General features: G+C 71.1%; 13 protein-coding genes. 9 read left to right on the top strand and 4 right to left on the bottom strand.

Features of this window, described 5'->3' with window-relative positions:
* Positions 1-7: 7 nt before the first annotated feature.
* The gene (locus tag OG302_RS16080; RefSeq protein ID WP_371527424.1) at positions 8-1282 is read right to left on the bottom strand and encodes a glycoside hydrolase family 26 protein; all 1275 of its coding nucleotides are present in this window, start codon (positions 1280-1282) and stop codon (positions 8-10) included.
* 130 nt (positions 1283-1412) lie between these two features.
* Here OG302_RS16080 and OG302_RS16075 point away from each other — a divergent pair, with 130 nt between their 5' ends.
* Entirely contained in the window at positions 1413-2747 is a 1335-nt protein-coding gene (locus OG302_RS16075; protein WP_371527423.1) for an ATP-grasp domain-containing protein, read from the top strand.
* The gene (locus OG302_RS16070) at positions 2747-4015 is read left to right on the top strand and encodes an NAD(P)-binding domain-containing protein (protein WP_371527422.1); all 1269 of its coding nucleotides are present in this window, start codon (positions 2747-2749) and stop codon (positions 4013-4015) included. The genes OG302_RS16075 and OG302_RS16070 overlap by 1 nt, the downstream gene beginning before the upstream one ends.
* Positions 4016-4261: 246 nt before the next feature.
* Here OG302_RS16070 and OG302_RS16065 read toward each other — a convergent pair whose 3' ends face one another.
* From OG302_RS16065 to OG302_RS16055, 3 genes are all read right to left on the bottom strand, one after another.
* Complete coding sequence (locus OG302_RS16065; RefSeq protein WP_371527421.1) at positions 4262-5158, bottom strand: chaplin family protein; 897 nt, start codon at positions 5156-5158, stop codon at positions 4262-4264.
* 98 nt (positions 5159-5256) lie between these two features.
* Positions 5257-5514: a chaplin gene (locus OG302_RS16060; protein ID WP_371527420.1), complete on the bottom strand. Its 258-nt coding sequence runs from the start codon at positions 5512-5514 to the stop codon at positions 5257-5259.
* Between the two features lie 207 nt (positions 5515-5721).
* Complete coding sequence (locus tag OG302_RS16055; RefSeq protein WP_371527419.1) at positions 5722-6132, bottom strand: rodlin; 411 nt, start codon at positions 6130-6132, stop codon at positions 5722-5724.
* Between the two features lie 206 nt (positions 6133-6338).
* On the opposite strand from OG302_RS16055, the gene OG302_RS16050 reads away from it, so the two are divergent.
* The 7 genes from OG302_RS16050 to OG302_RS16020 all read left to right on the top strand — a co-directional run bounded on the left by OG302_RS16050 (position 6339) and on the right by OG302_RS16020 (position 12562).
* Positions 6339-6749 carry a rodlin gene (locus tag OG302_RS16050; RefSeq protein WP_371527418.1) on the top strand — a complete coding sequence of 137 codons (411 nt, stop codon included), beginning with the start codon at positions 6339-6341 and terminating at the stop codon, positions 6747-6749.
* Between the two features lie 598 nt (positions 6750-7347).
* Positions 7348-8283 (top strand): LCP family protein, encoded by a 936-nt coding sequence (locus OG302_RS16045; RefSeq protein ID WP_371527417.1) that lies wholly within the window; start codon positions 7348-7350, stop codon positions 8281-8283.
* Between the two features lie 111 nt (positions 8284-8394).
* Positions 8395-8802 carry a rodlin gene (locus tag OG302_RS16040; protein ID WP_371527416.1) on the top strand — a complete coding sequence of 136 codons (408 nt, stop codon included), beginning with the start codon at positions 8395-8397 and terminating at the stop codon, positions 8800-8802.
* 104 nt (positions 8803-8906) lie between these two features.
* Positions 8907-9224 carry a trypco2 family protein gene (locus OG302_RS16035; protein WP_371527415.1) on the top strand — a complete coding sequence of 106 codons (318 nt, stop codon included), beginning with the start codon at positions 8907-8909 and terminating at the stop codon, positions 9222-9224.
* A gap of 11 nt (positions 9225-9235) precedes the next feature.
* The gene (locus OG302_RS16030; RefSeq protein WP_371527414.1) at positions 9236-10303 is read left to right on the top strand and encodes a trypsin-like peptidase domain-containing protein; all 1068 of its coding nucleotides are present in this window, start codon (positions 9236-9238) and stop codon (positions 10301-10303) included.
* Positions 10304-10427: 124 nt separating this feature from the next.
* On the top strand, positions 10428-10592 hold the full coding sequence (locus OG302_RS16025; RefSeq protein ID WP_371527413.1) for a hypothetical protein: 165 nt from the start codon (positions 10428-10430) through the stop codon (positions 10590-10592).
* Positions 10593-10645: 53 nt separating this feature from the next.
* Positions 10646-12562, top strand: coding sequence for an HEXXH motif-containing putative peptide modification protein (locus OG302_RS16020; RefSeq protein WP_371527412.1), 1917 nt, complete (start codon positions 10646-10648; stop codon positions 12560-12562).
* Positions 12563-12595 lie beyond the last annotated feature (33 nt).

Here is a 12595-nt window from a genome sequence, read left to right as displayed (position 1 = left end):
CCCTTCCCTACGGCCGCTTGTACCAGTCGAGGCGCATACAGAGCTTGCCGCCGAGCCAGTGCTCGACCCACTCGCCCAGGTTCAGCGGCGAACAGTTGGGCGGCGTCGTGGGCTGCGTCGGCTCCGGGGCGGTGGGCTCGGTGTCCGTACGGCCGAAGAGCAGGGAGCGGTAGGCCTTGGACGACTTGGGGTTGTCCCCGCACTGCCACACGCCGTGCGGGCAGTAGTCGGTGACGGTGTTGTACAGCGGTTTGTGCTCGTCCATCCAGGCGAGCATCTTCCGCATGTACTCCTCGTTGTCGCCGTTACGGAAAAGGCCCCACTCCGGGTAGGAGATGTCCTTGCCGTGGGCCTTCGCGAATTCCACGTGCTGTTTCAGGCCGTACGGCTCGCTGACCTGCTCGGCGAAATCGGTGCCCGTCGGCTGGTCGTACGAGTCCATTCCGACGATGTCCACGACGTCGTCCCCGGGATAGCACTGCGTCCAGGGAATGGCGTCCCGGCCCCTGTTCGGCGTGAAGTCGAACTTGAACTTCTGTCCCGGCACCGAACGCATCGTCGTGACGATGCGCTTCCAGTACTTCTTCCAGGCCTCCGGGTCGGGCCCGCACCGATGGGTGTACGTGGTGCCGTTCATCTCCCAGCCGAGCACCACCACGGTGTCCGGGACCTTCAGCTTCACGAGCCGTTCGGCGAGGGCGCGGTAATGCTCGTCGAAATCGCCCGCGGCGCCGCGGGCGAGGAGCGAACGCACCTCCGAGTCGCCGACGTGGTCCTCGTTTCGCTCCATCATGGGGACGTTGAGCACGAAGAGCCGGTTGTCCTTCTCGCGCCGCCACTCGGCCCAGCTCTCCAGGAAGTCCGGAGCCCCCGCGATGTTGCTCCACCGGTCGCCCGGCAGGTAGGTGTGCCCCACGCGCAGCTCGGCGCCGCCCAGCCACTTGCTGAGCTCGGCCATGCGCTGCACGCCCTGGGGCCCGTAGGCGAGGTAGGCCCCGAACGCGGGCTTCCCGGCCGCCTTGGCCGCGTCCGCGGGGCTCGGCGTCGCGACGGGCTGCACGCCGGACGGGGCGAGCGGACCGACCGGGGGTGTCGGGGCGGCCGGGGAGGGGACCGGGACAGGTGCCGCCGTCGGCAGACCGGGCAGGGCGGCCGGTGGTTCGGGGTCCTGGCCGGCTCCCCACGCGTAGCCGGGTCCGACGGCGAGGGCTGCCGATGCAACGATTCCGGTGGCAATGAATGCCAGCCGTTTACTGGTGGTCTGGCGTCTCTGCAAGGCCATGGTCGCTCCTCATGCTGCGCCTCCGTCTACTGACACTCAGTCATATGTATTTCTATTGCGCCAATCGAGCCCCTAATCCTTTGGGCGTGCCCATCGCCCGCATGGGGGATCGAATTGAGAGAATTTGGCCGTGCTAACTCTCGACACCCGAGTCCCCGCGGTTCTGCTGCGGATCGATCGGAACCCTTTTCATCACGGCACACTCGGAGCTGTCCGGTCGCTGGGCCGCGCGGGAGTGGAGGTGCATGTGGCCGCCGCGGAATCCGCGGAGAGCCCGGTGCGCAGATCCCGCTATCTGCACCAGACGCACCCTCCACCGCCGCCGGGCGCGTCCCTCGGGGAAATCGCCGCCGTATTGCGCCGCATCTCCCACCGGGTGGCCAGACCGTCCGTCCTCATTCCCATGGACGACGCCGGAGCCCTCGCGATCGGACGCCTGCAGAAGGACCTGTGCGCCACCTATCTCCTGCCGGACCAGGCGAGCGGACTCGCGGAGCGGGTGGCCGACAAGGCGACGCTGGCCCAGGTGTGCGCCGCGGCCGGGATCCCCCACCCGGTGACGCTCCTCCCGCGGAGCCCGGCCCAGGCAGCCGCAGCCGTACGGCGGTTGGGGCTTCCTGTAGTGGCCAAGTGGAGCCGCCCGTGGCTGGTCCCCGCCGGGACGGACCTGCGCAGCACGGTCCTGGTGCGGTCGGCCGACCAGGCCCAGGAGCTCTACCGGCGCAGCGAGGAGGCGGGCAGCCGCCTGCTGCTGCAGGCCTTCCTGCCGGGCGGCCCCGGGCGCGACTGGTTCGTCCACGGTTACGCCGACCGGACGGGGTCCGTGCGCGGCGGCGGCTCCGGCCGCAAGCACCGCTCCTGGCCCCGCGGGGCCGGTCTGACGGCGGTGGGTGAGTGGACGCCCGACCCGGGCCTGCGGGCCGGCGTGGAGAGGCTGATCGGCACCCTGGGCTACCGGGGGATCTTCGACCTCGACTTCCGGGTGGACCCCGCGACCGGCGAGCACTGCCTGCTCGACTTCAACCCGCGGCCCGGCGCCCAGTTCCGGCTGTTCGCCGACGGGGCCGACCTGGACGTGGTGCGTGCCCAGCACCTGGACATGACACACCGGCCGCTGCCGGCCGCCGCCGCTCTCCCGGGCCGCTCGTTCGTCGTGGAGAACTACTCCCCGCTGGCCGCCGTACGCGTCCTGATGACGGCGGGGCCCGCCTCCACCGCGGCCCACCGCCGCGAGCTGGCCTGGCACGCCCGCGACGACATGGCTCCCGCGCGCGCCATGTGGGTGCTGTGGTGCCGGCACGTGACGCGGCGCCTCCTCGGCCGGCTGAGGCGGACGGCGCGCCCCGCCGGACCGCCCCCGGGGGAGGACGTGCGGGCGCGGATGGTGCGCCAGGTGTGCACGCCCGACGGCCCCGGCCGCGCCGAGGACGCCCGCACCGATGACGAGAGAGCGAGCAGTTGCTGATGTATGACCTGTTGGTTGTCGGAGCCGGGCCCTACGGTCTCTCCATCGCGTCGCACGCGGCCGGTGCCGGACTCGACGTACGCGTCTTCGGCAGACCCATGGCCTCCTGGCGCGACCACATGCCGCGGGGCATGTTCCTCAAGTCGGAGCCCTGGGCGTCGAACCTCTCCGACCCCCGGCGCCGCTACGGCCTCGCCGCGTACTGCGAGCGCAACGGGATGCGGGCCCGACACGGCGAACCGATCTCCGTGGAGACGTTCGCCTCCTACGGCCTGTGGTTCGCGCGGCACGCCGTACCGGACGTCGACGAACGCATGGTGGCGTCGGTCGGCGCCTGCCCCGGCGGCTTCGAGCTGGTCACGGACGACGGTCAGACCGTCCGTGGCCGCACGGTGGCCCTGGCCGTCGGCGTGATCCCCTTCGTCGAGATCCCCTCGGCCCTGCACGGGCTCGGCCCGGAGCACGTCACGCACAGCAGCCACCACCGGGACCTGGACCGCTTCCGGGACCGGGACGTCACCGTGATCGGCGGCGGCCAGGCGGCCCTGGAGACCGCCGCGCTCCTCGCCGAGCAGGGCACCCGCGTGCGCGTGCTCGCCCGCTCGCGCCGGCTGAGCTGGAACACCGTGCCCCCGGAGTGGAAGCGCCCGTGGTGGCAGTCCGCCCGCGCCCCGCACAGCGGCCTCGGCTGCGGCTGGCGCAACTGGTTCTACGCCGAGGTGCCGGGCGGCTTCCGGCGGCTCCCCGAGGCCACGCGCGCCCGCATCTCCGCCTCGGCGCTCGGCCCCGCGGGGGCCTGGTGGGTGCGCGACCGGGTCGAGTCACGCGTCGAGGTGCTGCTCGACCACGAGGTCGCCACGGCGTCGGTCACGTCGGGCCGGGTGCGGCTCGCCACCGTCGGCAGCACCGGCGGCGGCCCGGACTTCGAGACGGACCACGTCATCGCCGCCACCGGATTCAAGGCCACCGGCGCGCGCCTGGGCCTGCTGGCCCCGGAGGTGCGCGGCAGCCTGGCGGTGAACGCCGCCGACGAGCCCTACGCCTCCACCGGGTTCGAGTCGTCGTACCCCGGTCTGTTCCTGGCGGGCCTGGTGACGGCGGGCAGCTTCGGCCCGGCGATGCGCTTCGTGCAGGGGGCCTCGTTCACGGCGGAGCGGCTGGTACGGGGCGTGCGGCGCAGCCTGCGGCACGGCCCGGCGGGCTCCGCCGTCCCGGCGCCGGCGGGCGAGCGGGGCCGCCGGTCGCCCCTGGGCGCCGTCAAGCACTGAGCGGGAATCCCGGCTCTGGCGAACCCGATCAGGTGATGCCATCGGCGAACGGGTGAATCGGTTCTTCGTCCGCGGCGATCAGGTGGTGGACTCTGTCGTCATGGGACGGGCCTGGTTGCCCTCCGCCAGCCGTCGGCTCCATGCCGTGGGTAGGCAACACCCCCTTCGCGGGCCGGCCCCCCTCCCGTTCTGGCGGGGAAGAGACCCTCGGGTGTCTCTTCCCCGCCAGCGGCTTGTCCGGGCGGACTAGCGGCCCGATGAGGCGAACCCGCGGCGGTACAGGATCCCTCCGCCAACCAGCAGAGCGGCGCTCGCCGCTGCGGCGGCCAGGAGGTCCTGGTCGCTTCCGGTCTCGGCGAGCCGGGCGACGGCGTGCGGCGCCTCGTGGGCGGCCGACGGCATCTGCCGCGAGGTCGAGGACGCGACGTACTGCGGCGGCTGACCGGCCTTCACCGGCGGCATGGCGCGGTCGGTCGGCGGCTCGACGGACCGGGGAGGCGTCTCGGGCGAGTGAGGCGTCTCGTGCTGCGGGGGCGTCGGTGCGGGCGCTCCGTTGGCACAGCCGTTGCCGAACGCCGGGTTGAGCGCGGCGATCACGTCCACGGTGTTGCCGCAGGCGTTGACCGGGATGTCCAGGAGAGCCTGTACGTCGTTGCCCGACAGGATGCCGGGCGAGTGGCTGGCCTCGCTCTCGGCCAGCGACTGGGTGCCCGCGTGCGTGTCCTGGTAGGCGTCCCTGTCCGAGTCGTCGCCGTACCCGGACCCGTGCCCCGAACCGTGCCCGGACCTGTCGTGCGTCTTGGTGGCCGCAGGTTCCTGCGTCGCCGCCCGCTTCGGGGCGACGGCGTGCTGCTTCGGGACGGCGGCGTGCCGCTTCGGGGCCTCGGCGTGCTGCTTGGGGGCCTCGGAGTTCGCGCAGCTGTTGCCCATGGTGGGGTTGCCCACGCCGACCGCGTTCGCGGAGTTGCCGCAGGCGTTCACCGGCACCTCCACGGGGGCCTGCACGCTGTTCCCGGACAAGATCCCGGGCGAATCCGTCGCCACGCCGTCCGCGCCCGCGGCGAACGCGTGCGTCCCGGACAGGGAGAGGATGCTGGTCGCGGCCGCGGTCGCGAGCATCCCTTTACCGATGACCTGTCGCATGTAGTTGTCTTCCTCTGAGCAGTGGAAAAGCCGGCCTTGGAGTCGTAGCGACGGTCCAAGGCCGGCCAGGAAAAACAGCCCGGTGGCTGGGTGCTACCTCAGGTGTTGGCGCAGGTGTTGCCGAACGCCGGGTTCAGCAGGGCGATCACGTCGACGGTGTTGCCGCACAGGTTGACCGGAACGTGGACCGGGACCTGGACGAGGTTGCCGGAGAGAACGCCCGGGGACCCGACGGCCGCACCCTCGGCGCCGGCGTCGGCGAACGCGGGGGCCGCCATGCTCATGGCCATGACGACACCAGCGATGATCGTTGCGCTCTTCTTGTGCTTCACAGAAGTTCCCTTCTCTGTGGTCATGCCGATCTGGCAGTCGAAACCGAGCGAGAACTACGTTTACGTCTCGCACCATGACCCGCAGTCTGCAAACGAGTTGAGAGTCCGGAAGAAACCGGCGTTTTCGACCGTTCGGTAAATTCACCCGAATTACCGCAGAAGAAAATGAAGAAGCCCGGGCTGCCCGGCCTTGAATCAGGCGGGCAGCCCGAGCGTTCTCACACCGGCAGATCAGCCGTTGAGCTCACCGTTCCCGGACAGGACCGGGATGTCGTTCAGGATGTGCGACAGCGGCTCGTCGCCCTTGGCCTGCGTGGAGTTCTCGGTGCACTGCTGGTTCTGAGGCGCCGACAGGATCGGGATGTCCTGGACTCCGACGTTCACGAGCGCGACGAGCGACTGGAGGTTCGCCTTGACCGGGAGACCGACACAGGGCTTGTTCAGCGAACCCTGGACGAGGGAGAGCTGGGGGCTCATGTCGCCGTGCGTCGCGGAGTTGCCGTACGCCTGCTTGGACCCGTTGCCACTGAGCGACGTGGTGCCGTGGTCGTCACCGATGGCCAGCGCCGAAGGGGCCGCAGCAGCGGACAGACCGACGACGGAAACGGCAACTGCCGCCGTGGCCATAGCCTTCTTCATCATTTTGTGTGTTCCTTTTCTGGCAGAAGCTCGAGTCACTGCACGCTGCCCAACCTGCCTGCAGGAGTTTGAGTTTCGGGGCTTCACTCGATTGGGGTCCGCGCCAGCCCTCCGTTGGGCCATCAGAGTGAAACGGAGCAACTATGTGCAGGCCGCGGAGTTAATCAGAGCGCTCCGGCGAACGGGGTTACTCCAGAAGGGAATTACTTGTGATTAAGAAGGGTATGGCTGCAGCCGCGGTTGCCGTCTCCGTCGTCGGCATGTCGGCCGCCGTAGCTCCGTCGGCCATGGCGATCGGTGACGACCACGGCACGACGTCGCTCAGCGGCAACGGCGCCCAGCAGGCGTACGGCAACTCCGCCACGTACGGCAACATGAGCCCGCAGATGGCGCTGATCCAGGGTTCGCTGAACAAGCCCTGCATCGGTCTCCCGGTCAAGGCGAACCTCCAGTCGCTCGTCGCGCTCGTGAACGTCGGAGTCCAGGACATCCCGATCCTGTCGGCGCCTCAGAACCAGCAGTGCACCGAGAACTCCACGCAGGCCAAGGGCGACGAGCCGCTGTCGCACATCCTGTCCGACATCCCGGTCCTGTCCGGGAACGGGACGGCCAACCACTGATCCCCCACGCATCGCACAGCGGGCCGCCGTTCACCGGCGGCCCGCTGCCGCGTTCCCCATCCGCCGTGCCGTCAGCCCCGTGGCCAGTGATCCATTGACATAAGAGCTCTCCATTCCTGGTCGGGGCGGCCCGGAACGGTTTTCCCCTGCCTTTCCCAGGAGTCCTGCAACGACGTGAAGATGGGGTCATCGACACGGCGTTCCGGGGAATTCCTGCTCAACGGGATGAGGCCCTGCCGCTTCCATTGACGCTTGAAGTCAGCCATGTTCCCTCGCCATCGATGGGCGTGTGTCGAGCCATCTGTTCCAGGTGTGGAATCCAGGGAAACCGAACGTTTAGGGCGAACGAGTTGTTGTTCGTGCGTGCCGCGAACACCCGCACTCCGCAGTGCCGTCGAGCGGTTTACCGTTTCTTCGTCCCGGTTCCCCCGCAGCGGAGTTCAGCTTGCGCACTCACCTCTACTCACCGACCGGATCCCGGCGCGCGCGAATGCTGCGTCTCGCCATTCCGGGGGTCCTTCTGGTCGCCGCCGCCGTTGGAATGGGAAACGCCACGGCAACGCCGCTCCCTGTCCAACGCGTCGATGTCTTCGGCGACATGAAGAACCGACCGAACGAGGGAAGCGGTACGAATATCCTCCTGATGGGGACGGACGGCCGTGACACCATCACGCGCAAGGAGAAGCGCACATTCCACGCGGGCGGAGTCGCCTGCAATTGCACGGACACGCTCATGCTGGTCCATGTCTCCGAGGCGCGGGACCGCGTCAGTGTCGTCAGCCTTCCCAGGGATTCCTACGCCGACATCCCCGCGCACCGCGACGAGGCCACGGGAGAAGAACGCCCGGCGCATCCGGGGAAGATCAACGGCGCCTACGCGGAAGGCGGTCCCGCGCTGTCGGTGCGCACGGTCGAGGGGATGACCGGCGTCCGCGTCGACCGGTACCTGCAGCTCGACTTCCGGCGCTTCATGGACAGCGTCGAGACGGTCGGCGGCGTGCGGGTCTGCACGCCCCGCGCCCTCAAGGACAGGACGACCAAGCTGGACCTCGCGCCCGGCAGCCATCTGCTCAACGGGGGCCGGTCCCTGCAGTACGTCCGCTCCCGGCACGTGGACCTGAGCGCCGACTTCGGGCGGATCCAGCGACAGCAGCGCTTCCTCGTGGCCGCGCTGCGCAGCGTACGTACGGAGAACGTGCTGGCCGACCCGGTGAGGGCGGCGCGGCTCGGCCGGCTGCTGGCCGGATCGGCGCGGGTCGACCGGGGGTTCAGCACCGAGCAGATCCTGGCCCTCGCGGCGGATCTCGGCAGACTCCCGGCGTCGTCCATGGAGTTCACCACGGTGCCCGTCAGCGGCTTCAGCGAGACGCTGAACGGCGCGCTCCAGTGGGACCGGGCCAAGGCCGGCAAGGTCTTCGCGGCCCTCGGCCAGGACCGGCCCCTGACACCCCGCGACTCCAAGGCCAGGCTGAGCGATCCGCCGAGGTTCGGGAGCCCGGTGACCGTCCGCGGCGACACCCTGGAGTGCCGTTGACGGCGCTCTGATTACTAGGCCAACCGGGTCGAACGTCGCAACCATCACCGTGTCAGACAGTTGATCATCACGCGGCTCTGCCAAGGGAGCCCGCTCTTGAAGGGAATCAAAATGAACAAGCTGTGGGCATCCGCGGCCGTTGCCGCCTCTGTCGCCGGAATCTCGGCAGGGATGGCCCCCCAGGCCCTGGCGATCGGTGACGACCGAGGCACCACGTCGCTCAGCGGCAACGGCGCCGAGACGGCATTCGGCAACTCCGCGACCAAGGGCAACCAGAGCCCCCAGCTCACGCTCGTCCAGGGCACGCTGAACAAGCCCTGCCTCGGTATCCCGGTGAAGGCGAACGTCCAGTCGATCCTCGCGCTGGTGAACGTCGGAGTCCAGGACATCCCGGTCCTGTCGGCGCCTCAGAACCAGCAGTGCACCGAGAACTCCACGCAGGCCAAGGGCGACGAGCCGCTGTCGCACATCCTGTCCGACATCCCGGTCCTGTCCGGCAACGGCGCCGGCAACGGCTGACCTTGCCTCAGGGGGCCGGCCGTCGTCGTGCCGGCCGGCCCCTTCGGCTTTCCCCGGGTCGCCTCCGCCGTGTGGGGGCGACACGCCGGGGGTAGAGGCCCGGCGTGATTGAACTCGCCGAGATGATCGCGCAGTTACGTGGGGAACTCGCCGCCGCCATGGCCGCGGGCGAGGAAGCCGAGGACGCCGAGGACACAGCACTGCGCTTCGAGCTGGGTCCCGTACAACTGGAGGCGGAGTTCGCCGTACAGCGGTCCGCCGGGGCCGACGGCAGGATCCGCTTCTGGGTCGTCGAGGCAGGCGCCTCAGGCCAGCAGGCGACCAGCACCACCCACCGCGTCACCCTCAGCCTGGAACCCCGCGTCCGTGGTTCCGATCAGCGGCCCTGGGTCAGCGGTGACCAGGCCGCGCGCGAGCGCTGAGTCCGGCCACCGTGGCGGCGTCAGAGGGTCTTGAGGCGGCGAGGGTCGCCGAAGTGCTGGTGGAGAGGCCGGGCGGAGCGCCCGGACGGCGCGGGTCCGGATACCGCGTGGGGGAGCGGTCCGTGCTGACGGCCGCACATGTGGTCGCGGGCCCGGTGGCGTCGGTGCGGGTGCGCTTCGACGCCGATCTGCCGGGGGAGTGGAGCACCGACGTACGCGTCGTGCTGCTCGCCGGGGCCGTGGACATGGCGCTCCTCGAACTCAAGGCCGTTCCGCCCCGGGGTCCGGTCGTCGGGAGCCCCCGCTACGGCGCCGTGCCCGAGTCCGATGTGGTGCTTCCCTTCAGCGCGATGGGCTTTCCCCGTTTCAAACTGCGGGACGACGGCATGCGTCTCCTCGACGACGGCGCCCCCAGCCAGTACCGGGACTCCTGCCATGTCTCGGGGACCGTCTCCGTCCTGTCCAACCGCCGCGAGGGCACACTCGAACTGGCCGTTCTCGCACCGCGCGAGGACCCCGATCCCGGCCGCTCTCCGTGGGAGGGGATGTCCGGCGCGGCGGTCTGGTCGGGGGGCGCCGTGATCGGCTTGGTGAGCTCCCATCACCGGTCGGACGGCCTGGGGCGGCTCGCGGCCTGCCGGGTGGAGAACTGGTACGGCGCGTTGTCCCCGGCCGAGTGGGAACTCCTCCACTCAGGGGCGGGTCTTCCGCCGCTCGGAGCGCTGGGTTCCGCAGCCGGCTCGGAGGGGCCGCCGGCCCCCGCGAGCCTCACCGGCCTCCCCTCTGACCTGCCCTTGCGGGAACTCATGGGGCTCGTCGACGCGTTGGTGGAGATCCCGGCGCTGAAGGACGCGAACGGCCTGGGTCTGGTGCTCGCCAGCATCGACGCGGAGATCGCCGCGAACCGGCCGAGGGACTCCCGGCTCAGGATGGACATCTACGGCATCGTGCGCACCTGTCTGCGCTACCGGGGCACCCTCGATCAGCTCCTGGAGACTGTCCGGCTGCTGGAGGGGCAGTCGGCAGAAGTGGCCCGCGTCGACCGCGAGGCGGCTCAACTGGCCAAGCGTTACTGCTGACTTGATGTCGGGCACGGCTCGGATGCGGGGTTTCGCAGCGTGCCGTGCTGGGTCATCATGAGGGGGAAAGGGATGGCGCATGCACGGAATCACGGGAGGGGACTTGGCAGCCGTGGAGCAATCGATGCCTGCCGTCGAGTCCGATCTCGTAGATCTCTCGGGGGTTTCTCTTGAAGCGCTGCTTTCCATGGACGGCAGTGCCATCGAGGGGTCACTGGCGCCTCTGCTGCGCCACATCGACGACGCCAGGGCCGTCACGATGTCGTACAGCCCCTCCCGCTTCGACTGACACGACGGGGGCGACCGGGAGTTCCGCAGCCGTACCCACGCCGTGGGGCACCCATGGCGGATAGGGACGGGGCGGCGACAGGCCTGACGTTCCACCGGCTCTCGGCGCCCAGCGTCCTCGCGCTCGCGCGGGGCGAGGGTGGCGGCGCGGCCGTGACGGAGCTGCTCGCCGCTGAGCGCAGCCGCCGCCTGCTGCTTCTGCGGGCCTTCGCCGACGGCCTGGCCGGGGGCGGTCCACCGCAGCCCGCCGGGACGGACGCCTTGTCGCACCGGGATGCCTGGTCGCTGCTCGGGCGCGCCCAACAGCGGTCGGCCCAGGCGTTCGAGGACGTCCTGATGTGCCCGCACACCGGCATGTGGCTCTCGGTCGCCCTGCGCAGACTGCGGGGCGCGACGACCTACGAGGAAGCGCCCCTGTGGGTGGTGGTGGGACACCTGTCGGCGCTGGCCGCCGCCGCGGCGACCAGGGCTGGCCTCGACTTCGCCCTCACCGTCCCGGTCCGCCGGGGCCGGGTGCCGCTGCCGACCCTGGGCTGCGCGGTGCTCGGGGACGCGGCGGAGCCGTGGGGCACGGCGCGGGTCGAGGCGCGCGGCGGGCGGCTGCGGGTGTCCGGCGGCCGGGACACCGTGACGGCCGGGCCCGAGTGGTCCCGTGACGCGCCGGGCTGGCACGCCGTGCGGCGTCTTCGGCTGGACGGCACGGGCCCCGGAAAGTTCCTGGTGCTCGACGAACTGGACCCCTACCGCACCCTCCCGCACCCCAGCCCGCCACGGCTCCTGTCCGGCGACGACGCACGGCTCTGGCAGGACATGCTCACCGAAGCGTGGGAGATCCTGCTGCGCGACGAGCCGGAGAGCGCGGAGGCGATGCGCGTCGGGCTGCTGTCGCTCGCCCCCACCCCGGCCAGGGAAAGGTATCGGCCGCACAGTGTCACGGCGGGGGACGCGTTCGGCGGCGTCATGGCGTCACGGCCGGACGACGTCGCTCAGCTCGCCGCCACGCTGGTGCACGAGTTCCAGCACACCAAGCTGGGCGGGCTGATCCACCTGGGGCCCCTGAGCGAGCCACCGGTTCGGCAAGGGGCGGGGGAAGAGCCGCGGGAGGAGCAACCGGAGGATCTCTTCTACGCACCCTGGCGGGACGATCCGCGACCGTTGAGCGGGCTGCTCCAGGGGATCTACGCCTTCGCGGGCGTCGCCCGGTTCTGGTGTGCCCACCGGCATGCGGCCGATGCCGCGCACGCCCCGATGGCCCACTTCGAGTTCGCGCTGTGGCGCGCCCAGGTGGCGTCCACCGTGCGGCTCGTCCACCGTCACGAACACCTGACGCCTCTGGGCCGGCGGCTCCTCGGCGCGCTGCGCGGGCGCTGCGAGCAGTGGATGGCCCAGCCGGTGCCGCCCGCCGAACTCGCGATCGCCGATGAGGCGGCTGCCGACCACCGTGCCCGCTGGCGCGCACACCACCTGTCGCCGCCCGCCGCGGCCGTGCAGGAGACCGTGCGGGCCTGGCTGCGGGGCGACGCCCGGCCTCCCGCGGCGCTCGCGGCGCGGCCCGAGCTCGTACCGGACGCAGAGACCCGCTACCTCGACACCGCGGCCGTCCTGGCCCGCTACCGCCTCGGCGCCCCCGCGGCCGACCCGGGCGACATCGAAGGGGTCTGCGCCGCCGACCTGCTGCTCGCACGCGGCGACCGGGACGCGGCGCGGGACGCGTTCGTCGCCCGGCTCGCGGGCAAGGAAGCGGCGTTCGCTGCCTGGGCGGGGCTGGGGCGCGCCCTCTCCGGGGCGGATGAACACCAAGCCGCGTCCCGCCTCCTGCGCCACCGCCCGGAGCGGGCCCGCGCCGTACAGAGCGCGCTGGAACACGCCACGGGGCAGGGGGCCGATCCGGTGGCGCTCGCGACGTGGCTGGGGCGGGGCGAGCTCGGCCTGCCCCAGGAGCCGGGCCCCCAGGAGCCGGGCAAGGACTAGCGCGGCCGGGGCGCGGGCCCCCGCCGCGACGGG

This window comes from Streptomyces sp. NBC_01283 (assembly GCF_041435335.1).
In the GTDB taxonomy this organism is placed as follows: domain Bacteria; phylum Actinomycetota; class Actinomycetes; order Streptomycetales; family Streptomycetaceae; genus Streptomyces.
The sequence above is the reverse complement of the archived record's forward strand: the minus strand, read 5'-3'. Positions and strand labels throughout refer to the sequence as shown.

What these genes read in the sequence shown, in the direction of transcription:
- OG302_RS16065 (WP_371527421.1), bottom strand. Translation starts at nt 5,158, where the DNA reads ATGCGACAGGTCATCGGTAAAGGGATGCTCGCGACCGCGGCCGCGACC.
- OG302_RS16080 (WP_371527424.1), bottom strand. Translation starts at nt 1,282, where the DNA reads ATGGCCTTGCAGAGACGCCAGACCACCAGTAAACGGCTGGCATTCATT.
- OG302_RS16040 (WP_371527416.1), top strand. Translation starts at nt 8,395, where the DNA reads ATGAACAAGCTGTGGGCATCCGCGGCCGTTGCCGCCTCTGTCGCCGGA.
- OG302_RS16070 (WP_371527422.1), top strand. Translation starts at nt 2,747, where the DNA reads ATGTATGACCTGTTGGTTGTCGGAGCCGGGCCCTACGGTCTCTCCATC.
- OG302_RS16020 (WP_371527412.1), top strand. Translation starts at nt 10,646, where the DNA reads ATGGCGGATAGGGACGGGGCGGCGACAGGCCTGACGTTCCACCGGCTC.
- OG302_RS16025 (WP_371527413.1), top strand. Translation starts at nt 10,428, where the DNA reads ATGCCTGCCGTCGAGTCCGATCTCGTAGATCTCTCGGGGGTTTCTCTT.
- OG302_RS16055 (WP_371527419.1), bottom strand. Translation starts at nt 6,132, where the DNA reads ATGATGAAGAAGGCTATGGCCACGGCGGCAGTTGCCGTTTCCGTCGTC.
- OG302_RS16060 (WP_371527420.1), bottom strand. Translation starts at nt 5,514, where the DNA reads ATGACCACAGAGAAGGGAACTTCTGTGAAGCACAAGAAGAGCGCAACG.
- OG302_RS16045 (WP_371527417.1), top strand. Translation starts at nt 7,348, where the DNA reads ATGAAGAACCGACCGAACGAGGGAAGCGGTACGAATATCCTCCTGATG.